The organism is Rhodanobacter umsongensis (assembly GCF_042654965.1).
GTDB lineage: Bacteria > Pseudomonadota > Gammaproteobacteria > Xanthomonadales > Rhodanobacteraceae > Rhodanobacter > Rhodanobacter umsongensis.
Map to the genome: position 1 here is coordinate 256,191 of NZ_JBHSMK010000005.1, position 26,029 is coordinate 282,219.

At 65.9% G+C, this 26,029-nt stretch carries 19 protein-coding genes; 13 read left to right on the top strand and 6 right to left on the bottom strand.

All coding sequences use genetic code 11. From position 1 onward, the window contains the following. The first annotated feature begins 77 nt into the window (after positions 1 to 77). The gene (locus ACFPME_RS10345; protein ID WP_377304881.1) at positions 78 to 1,475 is read left to right on the top strand and encodes a M20/M25/M40 family metallo-hydrolase; all 1,398 of its coding nucleotides are present in this window, start codon (positions 78 to 80) and stop codon (positions 1,473 to 1,475) included. Between the two features lie 88 nt (positions 1,476 to 1,563). Here the strand turns inward: ACFPME_RS10345 and ACFPME_RS10350 are convergent, their stop codons facing one another. Next, complete coding sequence (locus ACFPME_RS10350; protein ID WP_377304883.1) at positions 1,564 to 2,130, bottom strand: manganese efflux pump MntP; 567 nt, start codon at positions 2,128 to 2,130, stop codon at positions 1,564 to 1,566. A gap of 331 nt (positions 2,131 to 2,461) precedes the next feature. Between ACFPME_RS10350 and ACFPME_RS10355 the strand changes: the two genes are divergently transcribed. The 4 genes from ACFPME_RS10355 to ACFPME_RS10370 all read left to right on the top strand — a co-directional run bounded on the left by ACFPME_RS10355 (position 2,462) and on the right by ACFPME_RS10370 (position 9,959). Further along, a complete protein-coding gene (locus tag ACFPME_RS10355; protein WP_377304885.1) occupies positions 2,462 to 4,063 on the top strand; it encodes a peptide chain release factor 3 in 1,602 nt (533 codons plus the stop codon). A gap of 105 nt (positions 4,064 to 4,168) precedes the next feature. Next, positions 4,169 to 5,143 (top strand): CPBP family intramembrane glutamic endopeptidase, encoded by a 975-nt coding sequence (locus ACFPME_RS10360; RefSeq protein WP_377304887.1) that lies wholly within the window; start codon positions 4,169 to 4,171, stop codon positions 5,141 to 5,143. Positions 5,144 to 5,263: 120 nt separating this feature from the next. Continuing rightward, positions 5,264 to 8,836: a response regulator gene (locus tag ACFPME_RS10365; RefSeq protein ID WP_377304889.1), complete on the top strand. Its 3,573-nt coding sequence runs from the start codon at positions 5,264 to 5,266 to the stop codon at positions 8,834 to 8,836. A 127-nt stretch (positions 8,837 to 8,963) separates the two neighbouring features. Continuing rightward, complete coding sequence (locus ACFPME_RS10370; protein ID WP_377304892.1) at positions 8,964 to 9,959, top strand: diguanylate cyclase domain-containing protein; 996 nt, start codon at positions 8,964 to 8,966, stop codon at positions 9,957 to 9,959. 138 nt (positions 9,960 to 10,097) lie between these two features. Here the strand turns inward: ACFPME_RS10370 and ACFPME_RS10375 are convergent, their stop codons facing one another. Together ACFPME_RS10375 and ACFPME_RS10380 are read right to left on the bottom strand one after the other, a co-directional pair. Next, positions 10,098 to 12,545, bottom strand: coding sequence for an acyl-CoA dehydrogenase (locus ACFPME_RS10375; protein ID WP_377304894.1), 2,448 nt, complete (start codon positions 12,543 to 12,545; stop codon positions 10,098 to 10,100). Between the two features lie 13 nt (positions 12,546 to 12,558). Continuing rightward, positions 12,559 to 13,473, bottom strand: a complete 915-nt coding sequence (locus ACFPME_RS10380; RefSeq protein ID WP_377304896.1) for an alpha/beta fold hydrolase — start codon at positions 13,471 to 13,473, stop codon at positions 12,559 to 12,561. A gap of 133 nt (positions 13,474 to 13,606) precedes the next feature. Between ACFPME_RS10380 and ACFPME_RS10385 the strand changes: the two genes are divergently transcribed. From ACFPME_RS10385 to ACFPME_RS10405, 5 genes are all read left to right on the top strand, one after another. Further along, on the top strand, positions 13,607 to 14,185 hold the full coding sequence (locus tag ACFPME_RS10385) for a TetR/AcrR family transcriptional regulator (RefSeq protein ID WP_377304899.1): 579 nt from the start codon (positions 13,607 to 13,609) through the stop codon (positions 14,183 to 14,185). Between the two features lie 124 nt (positions 14,186 to 14,309). Further along, a complete protein-coding gene (locus ACFPME_RS10390) occupies positions 14,310 to 16,094 on the top strand; it encodes a phosphoenolpyruvate carboxykinase (GTP) (protein WP_377304901.1) in 1,785 nt (594 codons plus the stop codon). A 142-nt stretch (positions 16,095 to 16,236) separates the two neighbouring features. Further along, on the top strand, positions 16,237 to 16,782 hold the full coding sequence (locus tag ACFPME_RS10395) for an RNA polymerase sigma factor (protein WP_377304903.1): 546 nt from the start codon (positions 16,237 to 16,239) through the stop codon (positions 16,780 to 16,782). Next, positions 16,779 to 17,237, top strand: coding sequence for a hypothetical protein (locus ACFPME_RS10400; protein WP_377304905.1), 459 nt, complete (start codon positions 16,779 to 16,781; stop codon positions 17,235 to 17,237). Before ACFPME_RS10395 ends, ACFPME_RS10400 begins: the two co-directional genes overlap by 4 nt. A 17-nt stretch (positions 17,238 to 17,254) precedes the next feature. Next, on the top strand, positions 17,255 to 18,157 hold the full coding sequence (locus tag ACFPME_RS10405) for a DUF4097 family beta strand repeat-containing protein (protein ID WP_377304907.1): 903 nt from the start codon (positions 17,255 to 17,257) through the stop codon (positions 18,155 to 18,157). 102 nt (positions 18,158 to 18,259) lie between these two features. On the opposite strand, the gene ACFPME_RS10410 is transcribed toward ACFPME_RS10405, so the two are convergent. Continuing rightward, the gene (locus ACFPME_RS10410; protein WP_377304909.1) at positions 18,260 to 19,171 is read right to left on the bottom strand and encodes a hypothetical protein; all 912 of its coding nucleotides are present in this window, start codon (positions 19,169 to 19,171) and stop codon (positions 18,260 to 18,262) included. A gap of 235 nt (positions 19,172 to 19,406) precedes the next feature. Here ACFPME_RS10410 and ACFPME_RS10415 point away from each other — a divergent pair, with 235 nt between their 5' ends. Further along, a complete protein-coding gene (locus ACFPME_RS10415; RefSeq protein WP_377304911.1) occupies positions 19,407 to 22,307 on the top strand; it encodes a bifunctional diguanylate cyclase/phosphodiesterase in 2,901 nt (966 codons plus the stop codon). Between the two features lie 76 nt (positions 22,308 to 22,383). Here the strand turns inward: ACFPME_RS10415 and hslO are convergent, their stop codons facing one another. Continuing rightward, positions 22,384 to 23,283 (bottom strand): Hsp33 family molecular chaperone HslO, encoded by a 900-nt coding sequence (hslO, locus tag ACFPME_RS10420; RefSeq protein ID WP_377305421.1) that lies wholly within the window; start codon positions 23,281 to 23,283, stop codon positions 22,384 to 22,386. Positions 23,284 to 23,379: 96 nt separating this feature from the next. On the opposite strand from hslO, the gene mtgA reads away from it, so the two are divergent. Together mtgA and ACFPME_RS10430 are read left to right on the top strand one after the other, a co-directional pair. Then, the gene (mtgA, locus tag ACFPME_RS10425; protein ID WP_377304913.1) at positions 23,380 to 24,117 is read left to right on the top strand and encodes a monofunctional biosynthetic peptidoglycan transglycosylase; all 738 of its coding nucleotides are present in this window, start codon (positions 23,380 to 23,382) and stop codon (positions 24,115 to 24,117) included. Between the two features lie 122 nt (positions 24,118 to 24,239). Further along, positions 24,240 to 24,668, top strand: a complete 429-nt coding sequence (locus ACFPME_RS10430; protein ID WP_377304915.1) for a CBS domain-containing protein — start codon at positions 24,240 to 24,242, stop codon at positions 24,666 to 24,668. Positions 24,669 to 24,707: 39 nt separating this feature from the next. Here the strand turns inward: ACFPME_RS10430 and ACFPME_RS10435 are convergent, their stop codons facing one another. After that, the gene (locus ACFPME_RS10435) at positions 24,708 to 26,018 is read right to left on the bottom strand and encodes an NTP/NDP exchange transporter (RefSeq protein ID WP_377304917.1); all 1,311 of its coding nucleotides are present in this window, start codon (positions 26,016 to 26,018) and stop codon (positions 24,708 to 24,710) included. Positions 26,019 to 26,029 lie beyond the last annotated feature (11 nt).

The following is a 26,029-nucleotide window of genomic DNA, read 5'->3' on the forward strand; positions in this document are numbered from 1 at the left end:
GACGCGCCGCGGCGTATACAAGCGCGCGAGCTGCCGGGCATACTCGATCATCCATCAGCGATGCAAGGGGTTTCCGCATGAAAGCAGCACGCGCACTTGGGCCCGCCGCCGCGGCCGCACTGGTCTTCTGCGCCGGCGTCGGGCTGGCCCGCGCCGGCACCACGGCCGAGGCGTTGCCCGAGACCATGGGCATGCTGAAGCACGTCATCGGCATCCACACGGTTCAGGGCGAGCACCAGGTGCCGGTGCTGGCCGCGTACCTGGCCGACAAGCTCAAGGCCGCCGGCTTTGCCGCCGGCGATGTCCAGATCATTCCGGTCGGCGAGACCGCCGCGCTGGTGGCGCGCTATCGCGGCACCGGCGAGGGCAAGCCGATCCTGCTGTCCGGGCACATGGACGTGGTGGCGGCCAAGCGCAAGGACTGGACGCGCGATCCGTTCGCCCTGGTGCAGGAGAACGGCTATCTGTATGGGCGCGGCACAGCCGACATGAAGACCGCGGTGGTGGTGCTGGTGGAAACGCTGATCCGCCTCAAGCGCGAGGGCTTCAAGCCGCGCCGCGACCTGATCCTGCTGCTGTCCGGCGACGAAGAGACCAGCATGGCCTCGACCCGCGAGTTGGCGAAGCGCTATCACGACGCCGAGTTCCTGCTCAACGCCGATTCCGGCGGCGGCACCCTGAACCCCGATACCGGCAAGCCCGCGCTGTACCAGATCCAGGCCGCCGAAAAGACCTATGCGGACTTCCAGATCAGCCTGACCTCGGCCGGCGGGCACTCCAGCGAGCCGAATTCGGACAATGCGATCTATCGGCTGGCGCGCATCATCGATCGCGTCGCCGGGTATCAGTTTCCGCCGCTCAGCAACGAGATCACGCTCGCCTCGCTGCACGCACTCGGCGCCCACACGCCCGGCCCGCTGGGCGCGGCGATGACCCAGTTCGCCGCCCACCCTGATGACGCTGCCGCCGCGGCCACCATCTCGGCCGATCCCGCCTACGTCGGCCAGATCCGCACCACCTGCGTGGCGACCATGCTCAACGGCGGCCACGCACTGAACGCGCTGCCGCAGAGCGCCAGCCTCAACGTCAACTGCCGCATCTTCCCGGGCACCTCGGTCGACAACGTGCGCGACACCCTGGTCAAGGTGATCGACGACAAGTCCGCCACCGTGGCGGTGCTGCCGCCCACGCCGGTGGCCAGCCCCGCCTCGCCGCTGCGCAAGGACGTGATCGCCGCGGTGACCGACGCCGTGCATCGGCGATTCCCTGGCGTGGAGATCGCTCCGGGCATGTCTGCCGGCGCCTCCGACAGCATGCATTTCCGCAACGCCGGCGTGCCCAGCTACGGCATCGATGCCGCCTTCACCAAACCCGATGACACGTTTGCGCATGGGCTCAACGAGAAGCTGCCGGCTTCGGAGGTAGAGGCCGGCCTGGAGTTCTGGCATCAGGTGCTGACCCAGCTGGCGAAGTAGGCGGCCCGGACCCGCCGTTACGGCTCCATCGACGATGGGCGCCCCGGCCAGACCCTGGCCGTGGCGCTCGCCCGATGGGACTCGATCGCTATGCCGAGAGGTGTTCGTACACGATCGCCACACCCACGCCAATCAGGATGATGCCGCCGATCACCTCGGCGCGCCGGCCCACCATGGCACCGAGCACGCGGCCAAGCATGATGCCCAGCGTGACCATGCTGAAGGTGCACAGGCCGATCACCACCGCCACGACCGCGATCGGAATGTCGACAAACGCCAGTCCCACGCCCACGGCCAGCGCGTCGATGCTGGTGGAAAAGCCGGTGATGGCGAGCGGGATGAACCCGTGCTTCTTCGCCTCGTCGGCAGCCTCCTCCGCATCCGGCTTGAGCGCGTTCCAGATCATGTGCAGGCCCAGCGCAAGCAGCAGGCCGAAAGCCACCCAGTGGTCCCACGCTTCGATGTAGCGCGAGGCGCTCTTGCCCAATAGCCAGCCGAGCACCGGCGTGATCGCCTCGATCACGCCGAAGATCAGGCCAGCGCGCAGCGCCTGGCCGAGCCGCGGCCGGGTCATCGCGGCGCCCTTGCCGATCGCTGCCGCAAAGGCGTCGGTGGACATGGCAAAGCCGAGCAGCAGGATGGAAACGGGATTCATGGATGTCCAGATCGGTCGGGCAAGGCACAACGGCACGACGGCGCGCCCCACCGCCGTGGCGCCGTCAGCCGTTGGTCTCGCCAACCAGGATCGGTGTCTCCGCCACGGCAGGAAAAGCCGAGCATGTTGACGAAGACGCCCCGCCGAAGCGAGGCAGGCTACTCCCCAAGGGGTTTGGCTGCGTCGATCGGACCGGCGCAACCGGCGGCAAGGTTAGCACGCCGCCGGGCGGGGTCGCGCGCTCCAAGCTTTCAGGCCCGGGGAGCGCGCAGCGGGCCGTCGGGTGATCCACGCTACAATTACCGGTTCGCGCTCCAGCCGACCCGCCTCCATGTCCTCGCATCTCCAAGAAACCCGCCGCCGCCGCACGTTCGCCATCGTCAGCCATCCTGACGCGGGCAAGACCACGCTGACCGAAAAGCTGCTGCTGTTCGGCGGCGCGATCCAGATGGCCGGGTCGGTGAAGGGGCGCAAGGCGGCGCGGCATGCGACGTCGGACTGGATGGCGTTGGAGAAGGAGCGCGGCATCTCGGTGACTTCGTCGGTGATGCAGTTCCCGTACGAAGGCAAGATCGTCAACCTGCTCGACACGCCGGGACATGCGGACTTCTCCGAAGACACCTACCGCGTGCTCACCGCGGTGGATTCGGCGCTGATGGTGATCGACTGCGCCAAGGGCGTCGAAGAACGCACGATCAAGCTGATGGAGGTGTGCCGGCTGCGCGACACGCCGATCATGACCTTCATCAACAAGCTCGACCGCGAGGGCCGCTCGCCGATCGAACTGCTGGACGAGGTGGAATCGGTGCTGGGCATCGCCTGCGCGCCGGTGACCTGGCCGATCGGCATGGGCAAGCGGCTGAAGGGCGTGTACCACCTGCTGCTGGACGAGGTGCACATCTTCGAGCCCGGCAGGAATTTCACGCGGCAGGACTCCACCATCTTCAAAGGGCTCGATGCGCCGGGCCTGCTGGAAAGGATCGGCGACGAGGCGATGCGCGAGCTGCGCGAGGAGCTGGAGCTGGTGCAGGGCGCCGCGCCGTCGTTCGAGATGGGCGAGTACCTCGCCGGCCGGCAGACGCCGGTGTTCTTCGGTTCGGCGGTGAACAACTTCGGCGTGCAGCTGCTGCTGGATTTCTTCGTCGAGCACGCACCAAGCCCGCGCCCGCGCGCCACGCTGACGCGCGAGGTGCAGCCGGAGGAGGAGAAGCTCTCAGGCTTCGTGTTCAAGATCCAGGCCAACATGGACCCGGCGCACCGTGACCGCGTGGCGTTCATGCGCGTGTGCTCGGGCACCTATACCGCCGGCATGAAGATGATCCAGACCCGCACCGGCAAGGACATCCGCATCGCCAACGCGCTGACCTTCATGGCCAGTGACCGCGAGATCGTCGAGACAGCGTATCCGGGCGACGTGATCGGCCTGCACAACCACGGCACCATCACCATCGGCGACACCTTCACCGAGGGCGAGGCGATCAACTTCACCGGCATCCCCAACTTCGCGCCGGAACTGTTCCGCCGCGCACGGCTGCGCGATCCGCTGAAGATGAAGGCGTTGCAGAAAGGCCTGGCGCAGTTGAGCGAGGAAGGCGCCACCCAGTTCTTCCGTCCGCTGATGTCGAACGACCTGATCCTGGGCGCGGTCGGCGTGCTGCAGTTCGACGTGGTGGCGTACCGGCTGAAAGACGAATACAACGTCGACGCCAGCTTCGAGCCGGTGACGGTGACCACCGCACGCTGGGTGCATTGCGACGACGAGAAGAAGATGGCCGAATTCCGCGAGAAGAACGCGATGAACCTGGCCATCGACGGCGCCGGCGAGCTGGTCTACATCGCGCCCACGCGGGTGAACCTGCAGCTGGCGCAGGAGCGCTGGCCGCAGGTGCGTTTTGCGAACACGCGCGAGCACGCCACCGCCGTCGAGGTCTGAGGCCGCGTCCTCCATCCCGCAGCCCGCACATGTCCCGCATGCCACTAGGCGGCGGGGGCAGCGGCTGCTAGCGTGCATCTCCTTCACCCAGGGGAATTCAGCGCCATGATCGATGCGTCCGTTGCTTACGCCACACCTGCCGGCGCGCCGCGCTGGAAACGCTGGCTGTTGTTCTCGCCGCTGGCACGCATCGTGATTTTCACCGCGCTGTTCATTGCCTTCAGCTTCCTGACGGGAGGCTTGATGCATGCGCTTGGCTGGGGCGGCAAGCAGTCGCCGGACCTGGAACATGCCCTGGTGCAGTTCCTGATGCGTGCCATGCCGGCGCTGCTCGCCTACCTGCTGCTCGTCAAGCTGGTGGAGCGACGCAAAATCGACGAACTGGCGCCGCGGCGGCTGCTTCCGGAGGGGGCCAAGGGTGCGCTGGCCGGCCTGCTGCTGTTCAGCGCGGTGGTCGGCATGCTGTATCTGCTTGGCAGTTACCACATCACCGGCAACAACCCGGATGCGAAATGGCTGCCTGCCTTGCTGATGGTCGGGTTGGGCGCGGGCATCGGCGAGGAGATCCTCTGCCGGGGCGCGTTGTTCCGCATCGTCGAAGAAGGCCTGGGCACCTGGGTCGCGCTGATCGTCTCGGCGCTGTTCTTCGGCGCCGCGCACATCGCCAACCCCGGCGCCACATTGTGGAGCTCGGCCGCCATCGCGATCGAAGCGGGCCTGCTGTTCGGCATGCTGTATCACGTGACCCGCTCGCTGGCGCTGTGTATCGGCCTGCATGCCGCATGGAATTTCGCCCAGGGCACGATCTACGGCATCCCCGTCTCCGGCCTCAAGGCCGACGGCTGGCTGGTGTCCACGCGCAGCGGCCCGGACTGGCTCAGCGGCGGCGTATTCGGCGCCGAAGCGTCGGTGATCGCGCTCGGCTTGTGTTCGCTGTGCACGCTGGCGCTGCTGGCCGTGGCCTTGCGGCGTGGCTCGATCGTGCCGTGCCGGCCATGGCAACGCCTGCGGCAGCGGTTCGGCGCGGTCGAATTGCTCGAGGCCAGCCCGGGCTCCTCCCCGCCGCGGGCTACCTTGTGACAGGCGCGACAACCATCGAGCTTGTCACAGCCGTCCTGCCGGTACACCGTGGCCCGTATGCAGCAACCTGACCAAGCGAAGAAAATTTCCTGGCTGGCCAATCAGCCGATGCAGCGAAAGATGACGCTGGCGATCGGCTTGCTGCTGGGCCTGTTCCTGGTAACCAGCGCGGTCACCCTGAATTCGCTACGCCAGCAGGAGAACAATCGCCATTGGGCGACGCACACCTACCAGGTGTTGCTGCAGCTCAATCACGTGAGCGGTGCGCTGCAGGCCAGTCAGATCGGTGCCCGCGGCTACATGCTGACCCAGCGTGCCGATCAGCTGGCCATGTACAACCATGCCCTCGACAGCCTGCATGAGCGCATGGCTGGCCTGCGCGAAATGACCACGGACAACCCCTTGCAGCAGTCGCGCATCGACTTGCTGGAAAAGATGGTTTCACGATGGCAGCGCGAGCTGAAGGCCCATGCGATCGATCCGGTCACCCGGCTGAAGGCCGCCGACGCTGCGACCATGGCGGTGGAACTGCAGCGCATCCAGTCGGGCTACCTGGAACGGCTCACGGTGGGCAGCGAGGAGATGTACGCCGCCATCGAGCAGATGATCGGGGGGGAAACCCGCCTGCTGACGGCCCGCAACGAGCAGCTTGATCGCACCCTGGCGACCGCCAGGGTGATCAACGTGGCCGCGATCCTGCTCGGCATCCTGCTCGGCGTTCTCGTGATCCGGTTGACCGCGCAACTGGTCACCCGACCGCTGCGCCGGCTCACCGACCTGATGACGCGGCTGTCCCAACATGACCACGATTTCGACATCCGCCGGCTCGACCGTCGCGACGAGGTCGGCGAGATCGCCCGGGCGCTGCAGGTGTTCAAGCAGATGTCGCTGGACACCCAGTCGCAGGCGTGGATCCGCTCGCAGGTCTCCGCCATTTCGCACGTGCTGTTGCAGGCGACCACGCACAAGGAGTTCGCGCAGTGGCTGGCCAGCGAGCTGGTGCCGCTGTGCAAGGCCGGCGTCGGCCTGTTTTATTCATTCGACGATGCGCGCCACCGGCTTGACCTCTTGGGCAGTTATGGCCTGCGCCTGAGCAACCGTTCCGCCGAGCATTACCTGCCGGGCGAGGGCCTGGTGGGCCAGTGTGCGATCGAGCGCAAGCCGATCATGCTGGACGACGTGCCAGAGAATTATCTGCACATCGATTCCGGCAGCGGCGAGGCCTTGCCGCGCCATGTCGCGATCCTGCCGGTGCTGTATCGCGATACGCTGATCGGCGTGGTGGAGCTGGCCGGCTTCGTGCCGCTCACCCCATTGCAGCGGCAATTGCTGGACGAGTTGCTGCCGATCGTGGCGTTGACGCTGGAGAATCTCAACCGCGCCATCAGCACGCATGACCTGCTGCTGCAGACGCGGGAACAAGCCGACGACCTGCGCGTGTCCGAACTGGTGATGCGCCAGCAGAAGGAAGTGCTGCGCGACAACAACGAGGCACTCCAGGCGAAGACGTCCGAGCTGGAAGCACAGTCCAAGCGGCTGATTGCCTCGGAGGAAGAGCTGCGCGTGCAGGCTGAAGAGCTGCAGGCGTCCAACGAGGAATTGCGCGAGAAGACCGACAGCCTGAACCGGCAGAGATACGTGCTGGAGGATCTTCAGCAGGAAACCGCAGACAAGGCGGCCGAGCTGGCGCGGGCCAGCCAGTACAAGAGCGAGTTTCTGGCCAACATGTCGCACGAGTTGCGCACGCCGCTGAACAGCCTGCTGATCCTTTCGCGCAGCCTGGCCGACAACGACACCGGCAACCTCGACGAGGAACAGATCGAATCGGCACGGATCATCCACGACGCCGGCAACAGCCTGCTGCATCTGATCAATGACATTCTCGACCTGTCCAAGGTCGAAGCGGGCAAGATGGAGCTGGTGATCGAAGAGCTGGTGCTGACCGACCTCATCCAGCGGCTGCGGCGCACGTTCGCGCATGTCGCCGATGACAAGGGGCTGGGCTTCACGCTGGACATCGATGCCAGCCTGCCATCCAGCCTGCGCACCGACGGCAGCAAGCTCGAGCAGATCATCAACAACCTGCTCAGCAACGCCTTCAAGTTCACCGCCCGCGGCACGGTGAGTTTGCACGTCGGACGCCCCGACGCCGAAACCGCCGTTCCCGAAGCGCTGCTCGGCCGGCCGCTGATCGCGCTGACGGTGAGCGATACCGGCATCGGCATACCACCGGACAAGTTTCAGCGCGTGTTCAACGCTTTCGAGCAGGTCGATGCCGGCACCAGCCGCCAATTCGGAGGCACCGGGCTGGGCCTGGCGATCTCGCGGCGGATCGCGCAGCTGCTCGGCGGCGACGTCGTCCTGCGCAGTGAAGCCGGTAGCGGCAGCCATTTCACCGTGCTGCTGCCGCAGACGCCTCCGGCGTCATGCGAGGTCGCGCCCGACGCCCCGCCCGCTCCCGCCACCCGACTTGGCCGGGCGAAGTCGCCGTATCTGCTGCCGGAGGTGATCGAGGACGACCGTACCTCACTGCGGCCCGGTGTGATCTCGATCCTGGTGATCGAGGACGACCCCGCCTTCGCGCGGATCCTGATCGACATGATCCATCGCAAGGGCTATCGCGCGCTCGCCGCAGGAGACGGCGAGGCGGGCCTGCAGCTGGCGCGCGACCTGCGCCCCACTGGCATCCTGCTGGATGTTTCGCTGCCGGCGATGGATGGCTGGACGGTGCTGGACAAACTCAGGGCCGACGAGGCGACGCGGACGATCCCGGTGCACTTCATCTCGGCCACCGATAGCAGCTCGCGCGGGTCGGATCGCGGCGCCGTGGGCTTCCTCACCAAGCCGGTCAGTCGCGAGTCCATCGGCGCCGCACTGGAAAGGCTGCTGCGTTTTGCGGCCGATCAACGCCGGCAGCTGCTGATCGTCGACGACGATGCCGACTCGCGTGCCGCCGTGCGCGCCACGTTGCGCCGGGACAACGTGCAGGTCGACGAAGCGGGATCGGCGGAGGAAGCGCTGGAGAAAATCGCCCAAACCGACTACGACTGCGTCGTGCTCGACCTGGGCCTGCCCGGCATGTCCGGGCTCGAATTGCTGGAGAAGCTGGCGGACACGATCAAGGGCGTGCCGCCGGTGGTGGTGTACTCCGGCCGCGACCTGAGCCATGCGGAAACCCTCGAACTGCGCCGGTATGCCGAGGCCATCGTACTCAAAGGCGCTCGCTCGGCCGAGCGGCTGCTCGACGAGATCAGCGTGTTCCTGCACAGCGTCCAACCGGCGCCGCGCGTTGCCGCCGGGCCGGCTACGGTCAGCGAGCTGACCGGCCACCGCGTCCTGCTGGTGGACGACGACATGCGCAATCTTTTCGCGCTGTCCAAGGTCATGCGCAGCTGGGGCTTGCAGGTGAGCATGGCGCAGGACGGACCCAAGGCGCTGAGGATGCTGTCCGACGATGAGCCGCCGGAACTGGTATTGATGGACATCATGATGCCGGGCATGGACGGTTACGAGACCATCCGCGCGATCCGCGCGCAACCGCGCTACGCCACCTTGCCGATCATTGCGCTGACCGCCAAGGCGATGCGCGGCGATCGTGAACGGTGCCTGGAAATGGGCGCCAGCGACTACCTGTCCAAACCGATCGACATCGACCGGCTGGCCGCATTGATACGGGCCACGCTGCAGCGTTGAACGCGATCCGGCCCGGCTGCCGGGGCCGGCGCGCCTGGCGAAAATGAGGCCGCCGTTCATGCCGGCGTTGGCCGATAGCGGCTAAGGTGGGTCGGGAGCAGTTCGCTCTGCCATCGACACGAATGCGATGTTGCCGAAAATTCTTGTCGTCGACGATACGGTGGCCAATCTTGTCGCCATGCGCCGGTTGCTCACGCACAGCGGCGCGGAGATTATCGAGGCACGCAGCGGCAACGAGGCGCTGGCGCTGTGCCTTGATCATCAGTTCGCGTTGATCCTGCTCGACGTCAACATGCCCGACATGGATGGCTTCGAGGTGGCCGCCCTGCTGGGCGAGGCCGAACAGTTGCGCGAGACGCCGATCATCTTCGTCACCGCCGCCTATGCCGACGATCTGAACCGGCTCAAGGGCTATCGCTCCGGCGCCGTCGATTACATCGCCAAGCCGATCAACGATGTGATCCTGCAATCGAAAGTGCGTGTGTTCCTGGAGCTGTACGCGGTTCGCGCCAAACTGCTGCAGACCTTGACCGAACTGGCCGAACGCAACCAGCAGCTCACCCGGGAAGTGGCCGAGCGCGAGCTGGCCGAAGCGACGGTGCGCCACCAGGCCAGCCACGACATCCTGACCGGTCTGCCCAATCGCATGCTGTTTCGCGATCGCCTGCAGGTGGCGATCCAGCGCGCGCATCGCCACCATGGTCGCTTCGCGCTGGCCTTCATCGATATCGACGGTTTCAAGGGCGTCAACGACGAGCATGGCCACCCGGTGGGCGACGCCCTGCTGCAGGAGATTTCGGCAAGGCTGTCGGCGCACCTGCGCGGCAACGATACCGTGGCACGACTGGGTGGCGACGAATTTGCCCTGGTCCTGGAAGACATCGACGATCCGCAGCAGGCGCTGCAGCTGAGCCAGAAACTGTGCACGGCACTGGGCGAGCCTTACACGCTGCGTGGCGATGGCGCCCCGGTGGAAGTGCGCGTCAGTGCCAGCATCGGCATTGCGCCCTACCTTCCCGATGATCGCCCCGATGCCGACGAGCGGCTGATCCAGGCCGCCGACCGAGGCATGTATGCAGCCAAGCGCAGCGGCAAGAACCGTTGCATGCTGGCAACGGGCTGAACATGCCTGGCGCGTGGAATGGGGCCTCTTTCCTGACGCCTGCCCGGCGAAGGTCGGGACCCGCGCCTGCCGCAGCGAAGGCAAAGCGGTCCCGGCCCTCGCCGGCCTGGCGCCTATAGACAGCGTTTTCGGGATACCTCAGCTGTCCGCACGCGTCTTGAACGCACGCAATTCATCCGGTGCGAAGTCGTCCACCGAGATGAATTCGAACACACCTTCGCGCACGCGCCTGAGCAGTGCTGCCTCGCTGGCATTCAGCACGCCGGCCTGCTCGGCTTCGGCCAGCTGGTCCATGTAATCGTGCGTCTTGAACTGGCCGCTCTTCTGCGCCTTGCCGAACTTGCGATCGACCGGCTCTGCCGCGATCACGTCCGGCAGAAGGGCATTCATGCGGCCGACCGTGTTGTTCGCGGTTGGAGTCAGGTAGACCCATTCCATCAGGCGATCGCGCGCTTCGCTGGGGGCGGTGATCAGCGCGGCGACGCGGCGACCCAGACGATCCGATGGCGGCACCTCGCTGCGGCCGAACGGAAACACCAGCACGCGCAGCAGCCACGACACCGGGCGCACCGGGAAATTGCGGATCGCGCCGTCAAGCGCCATCTGCATGTTCCACACGCATTGATGGAACGCCCACGCCAGCAGCGGGCGATCCGCCTCCGGTCGGCCGGTGTCCTCGTAGCGCTTGAGCATGCTGCTGGCGATGTACAGATAGCTCAACACGTCGCCCAGGCGCGCCGACAGCTTCTCCTTGAACTTCAGCTTGCCGCCGAGCACGCCCATGAACACATCGGCGCATAGCGCCAGCGCGGCGGAATAGCGATCGAGCTTGCGGTAGTAGCGGCGTGTATAGGCATCGCCGGCGGTCTCGCCGAGACGCGAGCCGGTGAGACCCATCGCGAAGCTGCGCACTGCGTTGGACACGCCGAAGCCGAGGTGGCCGAACAGCAGGCGGTCGAAGGTCTTCAACTGTTCGTCGCGGTCGGTGATCGACAGCGCCTGCATTTCCTTCAGCACGTAGGGATGACAGCGGATCGCCCCTTGGCCGAAGATCATCAGGCTGCGCGTCATGATGTTGGCGCCTTCCACGGTGATCGCGATGGGCACGCCCTGCCAGGCGCGCCCGGCATAGTTGTTAGGGCCAAGCTGCACGCCCTTGCCACCGAGGACGTCCATCGCATGGCCGGCGACCTGCCGGCCCCATTCGGTGGCATGGTACTTCGCGATGGCCGACGTTACCGCCGGCTTTTCACCACGATCCACCGCAGCCGCGGTAGAACGCGACAGTGCCGCCGTCGCGTAGGTCAGCCCTCCAATCTGTGCGAGCGCCTCCTCGACACCCTCGAACCGCGCGATCGCCAGACCGAACTGCTTGCGCATGCGCGCATAGGCACCCACCGAAGCAACCGCGCCGCGCAAGGCGCCAGTTGCGTTGGACGGCAGTGAAATCGCACGGCCGACCGACAACACCTCGACCAGCATCCGCCAGCCATGCCCAGCCATCTTCGGCCCACCGATCAGCACCGACAGCGGCGCAAAAATACCCTTGCCGTGCACCGGGCCATTCTGGAACGGCACGTTCAGCGGGAAATGCCTGCGCCCAATTTCCAGGCCCGGCGTGGAACGCGGCAGCAAGGCCAACGTGATGCCCAGGTCCTCCCTGTCGCCGAGCAGGTGCTCCGGATCGTACATGCGGAAGGCCAACCCGATCACCGTGGCGATAGGTGCCAACGTGATGTAGCGCTTGTCGAAAGTGAGCCTGATGCCGAGCGTATCCACGCCATCGACGGTCTGTCGGCAGACGATGCCGAAGTCGGGGATCGAGGTGGCGTCGGAGCCGGCGTATGGACCGGTGAGGGCGAAGCAGGGAATCTCCTCGCCCACCGCCAATCGCGGCAGGTAGTGGTTCTTCTGCTCCTCGCTGCCGTAATGCAGCAGCAGTTCGGCCGGCCCCAGCGAGTTCGGCACCGACACCGTCGAGGCCACCGTGGCCGACATCGTGGCCAGCTTCTGCAGTACCGCCGAATGCGCCAGCGCGGAGAATTGCAGGCCGCCGTACTGCTTCGGGATGATCATGCCGAAGAAGCGGTTCTTCTTGATGAACTCCCACACGTTCGGCGGCAGGTCGGCCAGCTCGTGGGTGATCTGCCAGTCGTCGATCATGCCGCAGAGTTCTTCCACCGGGCCATCGAGGAACGCCTGCTCCTCCACGCTCAGCTCGGGCTTGGGTTGCTTGAGCAACTCATGCCAGTCCGGCTTGCCGGAGAACAGTTCGCCTTCAAAGCCGACGGTGCCCGCTTCCAGCGCGGTCTGCTCGGTCTCGGACAGCTTCGGGGTGACCTGGGCGAACAGCTTCAGCAGCGGCGCGCTGATCTGCCGGCGGCGGAAATCCACCAGCAGCAGCGGCACGGCAATCAACAGTTCGACGATCAGCAGGATGGCCGTGGTCCACGGCGCGTGCACGATCAGGCCGATGGCCACGGTAGCGGCGATCGTGGCGATCGCCCAGGTGCGCAGGCTGCTGCGGTGGTAAGCGCAGGCGCCGGTGGCAACCAGCGCCGCCAGCAAGGTCAGTATCACGGACATCTTGAACACCTCATCACGGTTGGGCAGCGCCGGCTTGCGGCCGGTCGACAGATGGCTTCAGGCCTCGCACGAAACGGGCGACTTCGCGCGTAAATGCATCATTCGCGTCGCCCGCCACCATGTGGCTGGCGTGCGGCAGCTCCACATGCTGCGCATGTGGCACCAGTTGCAGGAACTCATCGACGGTAGCGCGCGATACGACATCGCTGCGCGCACCGGACAGCAGCAGTACGGGCACGTCGATCTTCGCTGCGGCAGCCTGCAGGCGCGGCTGATAGCGCTCGCTTTCCTGCACCAGGTCGCCCGACAGCAGGGCCGGATCCCAGTGCCAGCGCAGCCGGCCATCGATGCCTTCGCGCAACAGCGGGCGCAATTGTTCGGTACTTTTGCGCTCGCGCCGCTGCGGCAGGTAGGCGGCGATCTGTTCGGCAGCCTCGGCGTAGTTCGCAAAACCATCCGGATGTGCCTGCATGAAGGCGAGGATGCGTTCCACCCCGGCGGTTTCCCAGCGCGGCGTGATGTCGACCAGCACCAGTGCGCGGAACGGCGCGGGCCGCACTTCGCCGGCAAGCACGATGCCGAGCAGGCCGCCCATCGACGCGCCGACCAGGATCGGCGGCTGCGGCTGCGCGGCAGCCAGCCGCAGCAGGTCGTCGGCGAACTGATTCATGTGATAGCCCCGTCCCGAGCCCGCGGCGCCAGCTGCGCGATCGCTTTCGCCGTGACCGCGCGCGTCGAATGTCACGCAGCGGCACCCGGCATCGGCCAGCGCCATGGCTGCACTGCTCCAGGCCCCGCGGGTCTGGCCGAAACCGTGCGCGAACAGCAGCGTGGGTTGACCTGCCGGGTTCCATGTTTCGCGGGCCAGGCCCAGGTCGGCCACGGAGAAGCGGCTGACGGTATGGAAGGGGGCGACATCGTAGACCATACGGGTGAGTATGGATTGCCTCGGCGAGTGCCGTCAACCGCCACCAATGTGGCGCATGCGCTTCCTCACGCGGTGTGCGCAGCCAGGCGACGCACCACATTACAAATACGCAGGGTGTGGCTACCATACGCACATGAATGTCAGTAGCAAGCCTGAACGCACCCGCCTGTCAGCCGAGGATTGGGAACTTGCCGCGCTGCACCTGATCGCCGAGCAAGGCGTTGGCGCGCTGGCCGTCGAAGCCCTCGCCCGCCAGCTGGGCGTGACCAAAGGCAGCTTCTACTGGCATTTTCGTACCCGCGAGGCCTTGTTGAATGCGGCGCTGGAGCGTTGGGAGCAATACGGCGAGCGCGAGGTCATCAGCCAGATCGAGCAGATCGCCGATCCGCGCAAGCGCTTGCCCGAGCTGTTCCGCCGGGTCGCGCATGAGCTGCAGCCGCACCGCGTGTATGCCTCGCTGCTCAAGGCGCTGGATCATCCCCAGGTAGTGCCGGTGATGGCCCGCGTGTCGCAGCGCCGCATGGAATTCCTCACCACCGCCTACCGCGAGGCCGGCCTGCCGCCGCCGCAGGCATTGAACCGGGCGCGCCTGACCTACGCGGCCTATGTGGGATTTCTGCAATTGAACTTCACGCTCGGCCTGCCGCGACTCAATCATGAGGAGTTCGACGCTTACGTCGAACACATGATCGCGACGTTGATTCCGGCCTGATACGCAAATACGGATGCCCTGCGGCGCCACCTGGCGCCATTTTTTGTTGCGTGGAACCTTGCAATACCAGTGCACGCAAACTACCGTTTCGATTCGTTTTTTGTGAAGACCTTAGAGGGACACGATGGCCAGCAAGGTGGAAGCGCTCGAGCATTGGGTAAACGAAGTGGCGGCGCTGACACGCCCGGCCCGGATCCACTGGTGCGACGGCTCGGAGGCCGAATACCGGACCCTGGTGCAGCGGATGCTGGCCGACGGTACCCTGATCGAGCTGAACCAGCAGACCCATCCAGGCTGCTACCTGCACCGCTCCCACCCCTCCGATGTCGCGCGCGTCGAGCAACTGACCCTGGTATGCCACCCGAACGAGGAGGACGCCGGCCCGAACAACCATTGGATGGCCCCGGCCGAGGCCCACGCGAAGATCGATGCGCTGTTCGACGGTTGCATGGAAGGCCGCACCATGTACGTGGTTCCCTACTGCATGGGCCCGATCGACTCGCCGCTGGCGCGCTGCGGCGTGGAAATCACGGACAGCCCGTATGTGGTCGCCAACATGAAGATCATGACCCGCATGGGCGCTGCCGCGCAGGCGCGGATCGAGCGCGAGGGTTCGTTCGTGAAGGGCCTGCACTCGGTCGGCGAGCTCGACCCCGCACGCCGCTGGATCATGCACTTCCCGGCGGAGCTGTCGATCAAGTCCTACGGCTCCGGCTACGGCGGCAACGCGCTGCTGGGCAAGAAGTGCCACGCGCTGCGCATCGCCAGCCACCAGGCGCGCAGCGAAGGCTGGCTGGCCGAACACATGCTGATCGTCGGCATCGAGAACCCGCAGGGCGAGACGCACTACGTCGCCGCCGCGTTCCCATCCGCCTGCGGCAAGACCAACCTGTCGATGCTGATTCCGCCGGAAGACTACTTGCGCGATGGCTGGAAGGTGTGGACGGTCGGCGACGACATCTGCTGGATGCGTCCAGGCGAAGATGGACGCCTATACGCGATCAACCCGGAGGCCGGCTTCTTCGGCGTGGCCCCGGGTACCAGCGCGAGCACCAACCACAATGCGCTGACCAGCATTTCGCACGACACCATCTTCACCAACGTCGCCGTCACCGCCGACAACCAGCCCTGGTGGGACGGCCTGCCCGGTACGCCGGTCACCGACTGGCAGGGTCGGCCGTATGATCCGGCGAACGGACCGGCGGCGCATCCGAACTCGCGCTTCACGGTCAGCGCGAAGCAGTGCCCGACCTGGTCGGAGATGGCCGAAGCCGCGCAGGGCGTGCCGATCAGCGCGATCGTGTTCGGCGGCCGCCGTCCGTCGCTGCTGCCACTGGTGATGGAGGCGCGCGACTGGACCCACGGCGTGCTGATGGGCGCGGCGATGGGCTCGGAAACCACCGCCGCCGCCACCGGCGCGGTCGGTGTGCTGCGTCGCGACTCGATGGCGATGAAGCCGTTCTGCAGCTACCACTACGGCGACTATTTCGGCCACTGGCTGTCGTTCGACAAATCTGGCGCGAAGCTGCCGAAGATCTTCCATGTCAACTGGTTCCGCAAGGGCAAGGACGGCAAGTTCTTGTGGCCGGGTTTCGGCGACAACCTGCGCGTGCTCGAGTGGATGATCAACCGGGTCGAAGATCGCGTGAGCGGCATCGAAACCCCGATCGGCATCCTGCCCGGCGAGGGCGAACTCAAGCTCGACGGGCTCAGGCTCGACCGCGCCGGGCTCGATGAATTGCTCGACGTGGACAACGCCGGCTGGCAAGCCGAGCTGTCGGCCATCGGCGAGTACCTCGATAGCTTTGGCCAGCACCTGCCCGAGCGCATGCGCCAGGAACAGCAACGCGTGGCGCGGGCGCTGGAAGACGACGCCGGCCTGGCACACCGCGAAGCTGTCGCCTCCTGAATCCAGATCGCTGGCAGGTCGCCGGGACCTGCCAGCGATGCTGACGTTTCGCGCGCTTCACGCCAGCCATTCAAACCCTTTGGCGCAATGCCGCATCCAAGCTGGCAAGATGATCGCCGCCTGTCCTGCCCTTGGAAGCCCCATGTCGCCCGCCTCGACGCGAGCCAACGACAGCGATGACGTGCGTGCCGCGGCCGCCGGCGACCGGCATGCGTTCCAGCGGCTGTACCAGTTGCACGTGGGTCGCGTGCATGGCGCGGTCTACCGGCTCGCCGGCTATGACCACGCCCGCGCCGACGACCTCACCCAGGACGCGTTCATCCGCGCCTGGCAAAAGCTGCCCGGCTTCCGCCACGAAAGCGCATTCGGCACTTGGCTGTACCGCCTCGCGGTGAACGTGGCACTGATGGACCTTCGCGCCCGCGGCGCCGACCCGGTCAGCATGGTCGACGACGAGCATCTGCCGGACACCGGCGAAACGCCGTTCTGCGCCGCCGAGCGCGAGGAACTGGAACGCGCTATCGGCCAGCTCCCGCCACGCGCCCGCGCCGTGTTGGTACTGCACGACATCGAGGGCTGGCGCCACGAGGACATCGGCGACGAACTGGGCATGGCGGTCGGCACGTCGAAAGCGCAACTGCACCGTGCCCGCGGGCTGCTGCGCAAGGCATTGGGAGAAAGCTCATGAACGAATTCGAATGGCGCCGACAGCTGCGCGATCTGCGCCAGCCGCTCACGCCGCAGCGGGACCTGTGGGCGTCGATCGACGCCGCACTGGAAGACGTCGAACGCGCGCCGGCATGCGCGAAGCTGGCCGTGTGCGAGCCTCGGCCCGCGCATCGCCACCGGCACTGGCTGGTCGCCGCCAGCCTCGCCGCATCGCTGCTGCTGGCTGGCGGCATCGGCTGGCGCGTGTTGCAGGCGCCCGCGCCGGCGCCGGTGGCCGGCAACACGAAGGCTTCCGGCAACTGGAAGCCGTCCGACCCACGACTTGCCGGCGCCGCGATCGAACTGGACGCCGCACGGATGGAGCTGCAGCTGGCGATCCAGCAGGCACCGGATTCACCGTCACTGCAACGCCTGCTCGACCGCACCGAACAGCAACAGACGCAATTGCGCCAACTGACCAGCCACGCCGGCTGATATCTACAGGAACGACCATGAGAACCGCCCGCTACCTTCCCCTGCTGCTGTGTTTGTGCATCGGCCAGGCCCTGGCCGACACGCCGATCCAGCTGCGCCACGATGCCACCCCGACTGCCCATGTCAGCATCAGCAATATCGCCGGCACGGTGAGCGTGACCGCGTGGGACCGCAATGAAGTGCAGGTCAGCGGCCGACTCGGCGACGGCGCCAAGCCGCTGGCAATCACCGGCAGCAATGGCGACCTGGAGATCAAGGTCGAACCGCAGGGCGGTTCCGGCTGGTTGAACTGGGGCGGCGACAGCAGGATGGCGCCGACCACGCTGGAACTGCACGTGCCCAAGGCCTCCTCCCTCGACGTCGACGTGATCAGCGCGCCGCTGGTCATCGACGGCATGGATGGCGGCAGCATCGAGGTCAATACGGTCAGCGGCAAGGCGCGCATCAATGCGCGCACGCCCTCGCTGAAAGTCCACAGCGTCAGCGGGGGCATCGAATTGGCCGGCCATGCGGAACACGCCGATCTGCAGTCCGTGAGTGGCGAAATCCTCGCCCCCTCGCTGGGCAGCGATGCAAAGCTGCAAACCATCTCCGGCCGCATCCAGGCGAACGGCGGACCATGGCAGAAGCTTGAGCTCAGCACGGTATCCGGTGATGTACAGCTCACCGGCGGCGTGGCTCGCCACGGCGTGCTCAACATCGACAGCATGAGTGGTGATGTGCAGTGGCAATTGCCTGCCGACACTTCCGGCAACCTGCACGCCAGCAGTTTCAGCGGCGACCTGCGCAGCGATTTCGGCGCGCCGAAGGAACCCGAACACGGCCCTGGCAGCTCCCTCGACGTTCGCCTGGGCGACGGCAGCGGCAAGATCAATATCGAGACCTTCAGCGGCGATCTGCGCGTCCGCAAGCAGGACTGACCTCAAACCCTGCCAGCGCTCATGCGAAAACGCCGTCGCGGTTGCGATGGCACCTCACGGTTTGAACGGAACGTACTGTCGGCGGATCTGCCTGAAGGCAGATCAGAGATCCTGGTGGTATTGCACGTACGGCGTACGCGACTGATCCGGTTCCGGGCCGGCCGGGGTGTTGGCAGGTGTACCGGACGACCACAGGTTCTGCGCACCCACGCTCAGCGAACCACGCCACGGCAGGCGCCAGGTCACGCCCAGATCGATGCTGTTCCAGCGCTTGTCGGCACTGAAGTTGCCCGGGATGCCGGGCTGCGGCTGCATGGTGCGACCGATCAGCACCCCACTGAGCGGGCCATGATCGACCCCAAAACTCAACGCCTTCTGATCCAGCGTATTGATGCCAAGCAGGTTGCCCGGCAGCAGGTGGATGCGGCCCACGCTGGCGCCCAGGTCGATGCCGCTCTTGTTGCCCAGTGCCAGCCGGCCACGCGCGCTGAGCTGCGAGCTGCTGTCGAAACCGGACAAACCGTCGATGCCCGGTGCGGCGCCCGGCAGCACGCGCGGCAACACATTGTTGTTCTCTGGGGTGCTGGTGCTGCCCACGCTCAGGCCGAGACTGTAACGGCCGGTTACATAGGTGGCACCCACTTCACTGCCCAGTACACGCGCACCCTGATAGTTGGTCCACGAATGTTCGCTGATTTCTGCGTGCGCCTGCAGACGGGGCCCCAGCTCGTATTGCAGCCCGGTGCTCATCACACTGGCAGCGTCGACCACGCGCAGCGACAACGGCGCATTCTTGAGCAAAGCATCGGCGCCAGAACTGCGATCGGCCTTGAGCGCCAGCAGACGGCCATCGGCGCCCCGCCACAGCGGCACCATGACGCCGGGCTCCACTTCGGTCATCTGATCCGGCGGCTGCGCCAGCAGCCGCTCGGCCACGGCATTGTCGCCGCTCACGGACTGACCGGCCGCGGCAAACGGCAACAGGACCAGCAGGAGGGCGAGGAGGCGGCGCATGGCTTGAGGTCGATGATTCTGCAATGAGGACGCTTGGAAGCAAGTATATCCCGCTTTACGTTTTACTAACACCCCGAGAACCGCTAATCAATCACAGATCTGGACAGCCTTGTGTCAAGCTTGGACCGGCCTGGATACCCGCAGTTCCCGCCGTTGCGCCGCTGGCGAGGCAGCCAAGTTACGCGATATAAAGGGATTCGACGCCGATCCGACGATCCGGAACCCACCTGGCCCCATGAGCGCTACTCCGACGATCCGTTCCTCCCAGCCTCCTGTGGCGGTGCGGGATCTTGCGGCCTTCAGCGAGGCGGTCGAACGGTTGTTCGAGGCCCCCGACAGCGACAGCGTGGTGGAAAGTTGCGAACTGGTGATGGCCCACCTGGCCGTCCAGGGCCGGCTTTTTTGGCGCCGCGTGGACGAGCAGCCCGGGCATCCCGCCAGGCAGCTCAGCCTGGCCGAAGATCCGCAGGGCCCCCGCACGCTGATTCTCGAGTGGGTTGACCTGCCCCCCTCCGAGGCGGCGCGCGACCAGTTGCATTGGCTCGGTCGGCTGGCCGACACCCGTTTGCGCCAGCTGGCCGAAACCAGCCGGCTGTACGAGGCGATCTCCCGCCTGGCCTTGGCCGAACGCCTGCAGCGCGCGTTGTATGCGATCGCCGAACAGGCGGGCGCCGAGCACGACATGCCGGAAATGATGCGCTCGCTGCACGCCATCGTCAGCAGCCTGATGTACGCCGAGAATTTCTACATCGTGCTGTACGACGCGGCCACCGACACCGTCCGCTTTCCGTATTACGTCGACATCGCCGATAGCGATCCGCCTTCGCCCGACCAGGGCGTGCCGCTGCACGACATATTGCACAGCCTGACCTGGACCTTGCTGCAGGAAGGCCGCCCGCTGATGGGCTCGATCGAGGAATTGAAGCAGCAGTTCGGCGACCACTTCGTTCCCCTTGGCCCGAATTGCGAACACTGGCTGGGTGTACCGCTGTTGCGCGGCGATCGCGTGGTCGGCGGCATCGTGATGCAAAGCTACCGGGCCGATACGCATTACTCGCGCCAGGACCAGGAGTTGCTGAGCTATGTGGCCCAGCATGTGCAGACCGCGCTGGAACGCCGCGAGGCCCATATCGAGCTGGGCCGGCGGGTGACCGATCGCACCGCGGCACTGCGCGAGGCCAATCGCGTGCTGCGCCAGCAGGTGTTGCAACGTCAGCGCGGCGAACGCCTGCAGGCGGCGTTGTTCCGCATCGCCGAACTGGCCAATACCTCGGAAAGCCCTGAGAAGTTCTACGCAGCCATGCACCAGGTGATCAGCGGCCTGTTGTACGCCCGCAACTTCTATATAGCGCTGCTCGACGAGGAAAGCGGTCACCTTACCTTCCCTTATTCGGTCGACGATGTCGACAACGTGCGGCCTCCACGTGCGCATGGGCGTGGGGTCACCGAGTACGTGCTGCGTCATGCCAAACCGCTGCTGGCCGACGCGCAGGTCGTCGACCATCTCGTCGAAAGCGGCGAGATCAGCCATTTCGGTTCGCGTTCGGTTTGCTGGCTGGGCGTCCCGCTGATCTGGAGCGGCAAGGCATTGGGCGTGCTCGCGCTGCAAAGCTATTCGCCCGAACACACTTACAACGAGCGCGACCAGGAACTGCTGACGTTCGTCAGCTATCACATCGCCAATGCGCTGCAGCGCAAACAGGCTGCCTCATCGCTGAAGCAGGCCTATGCGGGGCTGGAACGCCGCGTCACCGAACGCACCCGCGCGCTGGCGCTGGCCAATCGCGACCTGCGCGAGCAGATCGCCGAGCGCGAGCGGGTCGAGCGGCGGCTGAAGTACGAGACCCTGCACGACTCGCTGACCGGGTTGCCCAACCGCACTTTGCTGCTGCAGCGACTGGAGCAGGCGATGCAGCGCTACGTCGTGAATCCGTCCGAGCAGTTCGCCGTGCTGTTCATCGACCTGGACCGCTTCAAGGTGATCAACGACTCGGTCGGCCACCTGGTCGGCGATGATTTGCTGTTCCAGGTCGGCGGCCGCATCCGCGCCTGCCTGAAGACGCGCGACGTGGTCGCGCGCCTGGGTGGCGATGAATTCGCGGTGTTGCTCGAAGGCATCGTCGACACCGGCAAGGCCACCTTGATCGCCGAACGCATCATCAGCGAACTGCAGACGCCGTTCCGGCTCGGCACCAAGGAGATATTCACCTCCGCGTCGATCGGCATCGCACTGTCCAACCCGCATTACCGCCAACCGGAAGAATTGCTGCGCGACGCCGATGCGGCGATGTACAACGCGAAGGACGGCGGCCGCCATCGCGCCGCGATGTTCGATGATCGCCTGCGCCGCGAGGCGCTGTCGCTGCTGGACATGGAGAGCGATCTGCGCCACGCGCTCAGCCGCAACGAGTTCGAACCGTTCTACCAGCCGATCGTCGAACTCGCCGACGGCCGTATCACCGGCTACGAGGCGTTGCTGCGCTGGCATCATCCCGAGCGGGGCCTGCTGCCACCGCATGATTTTCTGCTGATCGCCGAAGAGTGCGGCTGCGCCGAAGCGATCGACTGGCAGATCTTCGAACAGGTCTGCACCCAGGCAGTGCGCCTGATCGGCGACGAGGGCTTCATCAGCATCAACGTGTCCGGCCGGCACTTCCGCTCGGCCGACCTCGACCTGAGGCTGCTGGCGCTGTTCGACCAGTACGCCGTGCCGACGCGCTGCATCCGCATCGAAGTGACCGAGCACGCACTGCTGGAGAATCCGACCCAGGTCAAGCAGATGCTGCAGAACCTGCGCAGCCACGGCGTCGGCATCGCGCTGGACGACTTCGGCACGGGCTATTCCTCGCTCAGTTACCTGCACCAGTACCCGTTCGAGACACTGAAGATCGACCGCTCGTTCATCACCGAACTGCCGCTCGACGACACCGAGACGCAAGGCCTGGCGCTGGTGCGCGCGATCCAGGTGCTGGCCGACTCGCTGCAGATGAAGGTGATCGCCGAAGGCATCGAGGATGAGTCGCAGCGGCAGGCGCTGTTGCGGGTGGGTTGCCGCTACGGCCAGGGCTTTCTGTTCGCGATGCCGCAACCGGCGGCGACCTGGCTGAAGGTGGATAAACCGCTGCTGCTGGCCTGACCTGATCCGCTCCTTGTGAGCGTCGACTCCGCGCGCTTCCATTGTTGCGGTCGGACATGCCCCGAGCGCGGCCGATTCACTGCTCCGTGTCGGGCGCATCCACGGTCGCGCTGTCGCTGAGCAGATGTTCGGCATCGATGCGATCGAAGTGATAGTGCTGCGCACAGAATTCGCAAATCACCTCGATCTCGCCCTCGCGCGCCGCCAGCGCCGCCTCCACCTCGGCACGCCCCAGCGAGCGCAGCATCGCCATGACGCGATCGCGGCTGCAACTGCAACCAAACGCCAGCGGGCGTGGCTCGAACAGGCGCACCGATTCCTCGTGGTATAGCCGGAACAGCAACTGCTCCGGCGCCGTGCCCAGCAGCTCGTCGTGGCCCAGCGTCGCGGTCAGATGCACGATCCGGTTCCACGCATCGTCATCCAGCGCGGCGGCATGGCCACCCTCGTCCGGCATCTTCTGCAGCATCAGACCCACGGCGTGCCTGCCGTCCACGGCCAGCAGGATGCGTGCGGGCAATTGTTCGGACTGCACGAAGTAGTTTTCCAGCGAAGCGGCCAGCCCGACGTGCTGCGGATCGACCAGTCCCTGATAGCGCTGGCCACGCTCTACGTTGCCTATGGTGATCGCCATGACCGCATCGGGTAGCGCGTCCAGCGCCAGCGGTGCGGGCAGGGGATCGTTCCAGCGGGCCAGTCCACGCACGCGTCCCTGGTCGTTGCATTCGGCAAACAGCAACCGCAGCGCGCCGGAGCTCTTCAACTCGATCGACAACGCCCCGTCGAGCTTGATGTTGGCGGTCAGCAGCGCGCTGGCGGCCAGCGCCTCACCCAGCAACGCATGCAGCGCCGATGGATAGTCCGCCCGGCCGGCCACGTCGCGCCACGACGCGCCCAGCCGGACCAGCGTGCCGCGCACGCCGGCGCTCTCCAGCAAAAAACCATGCAGCACATCGTCGGTAGGCAGCTTTTCCAAAACGGACACTCGCAATCGGTCAATCGTCCCAGATGGGGGCACCGCGATGGCAGCACAACGCCCCTTATACTGCAGCATCCTCCCGCACACGCCATCATGCTGTCTCTTTCTCGCCCCGTATGGCTTCACCTGTTGCGCTCGCTGGCCATCCTCGTGCTGGCCTGGCTCGCGTTGAGCTGGCTGGTCGTGGTGCTGCTGCGGTTCGTGCCGCCGTGGACGTCGGCCGTGATGGTGGAACGCCAGCTCGGCGCCTGGGTTCATGGCGAGGGCGACTTCCACCTGCGCCAGCATTGGGTGCCCTGGACGCAAGTGTCGCGCTGGGTGCCGCTGGCGATGGTGGCCGGCGAGGATCAGAAGTTTCCTTACCATCACGGCTTCGATTTCGATTCCATCCAGAACGCGATGGACGCTGCCGATGACGGCAAGCGCCTGCGTGGCGCCAGCACGATCAGTCAGCAGGTCGCCAAGAACCTGTTCCTGTGGAACGGACGCAGCTTCGTGCGCAAGGGACTGGAAGCGTGGTTCACCGTGCTGATCGAGGTCACCTGGCCGAAGCAGCGCATCCTCGAGGTGTACATGAATATCGCCGAGCTCGGTGATGGCATCTACGGGGTCGGTGCGGCCAGCGAAGCGTACTTCCACACCACGCCGGCGCAGCTGGGTCCGGCACAGGCTGCGCGCCTGGCCGCCGTGCTGCCCAGTCCGCGCCGCCTGCACGCAGGTCAGCCGAGCGCGTATGTGCAACGCCGCGCAAACTGGATTCAGCAACAGATGAATCAGCTAGGCGGCCCGGCCTATATCGAAGGCCGCGCGCCTCCGCGAGCACCCCGCTGAAGTCGCGCGGGTGCCGCCAATGGCCTTGCTGAAGCCCGCTTCACAACTTCGCTACAACCGTGCGCGACGGCCGCGCTAGACTGGTTTCAGACGGCCCGACCGGGCCGATGGGAGACCCAAGCATGAGCCAGGTCAAGCATCTGCTGGAAAGCAAGGGCAGGAAGGTCTTCAGCATTGCGCCCGATGCGCCGGTGCTCGAAGCGATCAAGCAAATGGCCGAGCATCGCGTCGGCGCCTTGCTGGTAATGCGCGGCGAGCAGCTGATCGGCGTAGTGTCCGAGCGCGACTACGCACGCAAGGTGATCCTGCAGGGGCGCTCCTCCTCGCAAACCGCCGTATCCGACATCATGAGCGATTCGCCGCTCACTGTGGCGCCTGATACCGACGTGTTCGACTGCATGCGCCTGTGCACCGACAGCCGGGTCCGGCATCTGCCCGTGGTGGACGGCCAGGGCGTCGTCGGGGTGATCTCGATCGGCGACCTGGTCAAGGCGGTGATCGACGCGCAGGCTGAAGAGATCGAGCATCTGCAGCGCTACATCACCAGTTAGCCCGGCAGTCGCGAATCGGAGCAACGCAACCTGCGCGATTCAAACCGGCGGCGGTTCGCCCCTGTCGAGCCGCACAGGCTCTTCCGGCGCCAGATCGGGCGACCAGCCGGCACGCCTTGACACCAGCGCCGCCAGCGCGGCAACGCCGGCGCCCAGCAGGGCCAGTCCGCCGACGCCCCAGCCCAGCATGCGCAGGCCGCTGACCGCGCTGGTCACCACCACATCGCCAAAGCGCCACACCGCGGTCTCGACGAAATTCTTGCCCTTGTAGCGCGTCTCGCGCGGCACGCGCGTATACAGCGCATCCACCGCCGGCTTGGTCATGCCATAAGCGAAGCCGCGCGTGATGACCAGCATCACCGCCAGCAGCGATGGCACGCTGTAGCCGAAGAATTGCACGCTGCCGCTACCGATCAATGCCACCGTGGCCAGCAGGACCAGATTGACCAGCGATGGCACGACCAGTCCCCAGCCAGCACCGCGGCGCACGAGCAGCCACGGCGTCAGGCTCAGCTGCAGTGCAGCGCCGAGCAGGTTGGTGGCCAGGTCGAGATCGTTGTAGAACGACGTGCGTGCGACCGTACTGGTGAAGTGCGCCTTGGCGTAGTCGGCCACCAGCGCATAGGCCAGGGTGCCGATGCCGTCGCCGAACAACATCAGCAAGGCCATGTAGCGCAGGAACGGGCGTGACCACAGCTCCTTGACCCCGGCCCACAGCGAGCCGCCGATCGCCTCCTCGCCAGCATTGCCCGGTTGCCGATCGTGTTGCGCCGAAAGCCGCAGCAACAACACCAGCGATAGACTCAGTGCAAACGCCGAGACCAACAGCAGCGGTGCCACACCGATCAGCTGCACCAGCAACTTGGTCACCAGCGGGCCGAAGATCGCGCCGGCCATGCCGCCCAGCGCAATCAGCGAGAACACCCGCCGCGCTGCGCCGCTGGAGAAGATGTCGGCCATGAAGCTCCAGAACAGCGACACCACGAACAGGTTGAACACGCTGACCCAGACAAAGAACACGACGCCCAGCTCGCGCGCGCCGATGTGCTCCTGCGCCATGAACGCGGGCACGAACGCGAGCAGGCACAGGATGAAGAAACTGTAGCTCCAGCCCAGCAACTGCCGGCGTCGAAAACGCGCCACCAGCACACCGAACACCGGGGTCAGCAGCAGCATCACCACGAACACGGCCCCGTAGAACAGCGGCAGCGACGGCGAGCCGACCGCGCCGCTCAGCTGGTCCCTGACGGGCCGGATGATGTAGTACGAGGTCATCACGAAAAAAAACGCCAGCGCGGACAGGGTCGGCGCGGCGGCTTGTTCCACAACGGCTTGGCGGGGCAAACTCACAGGCACATCCA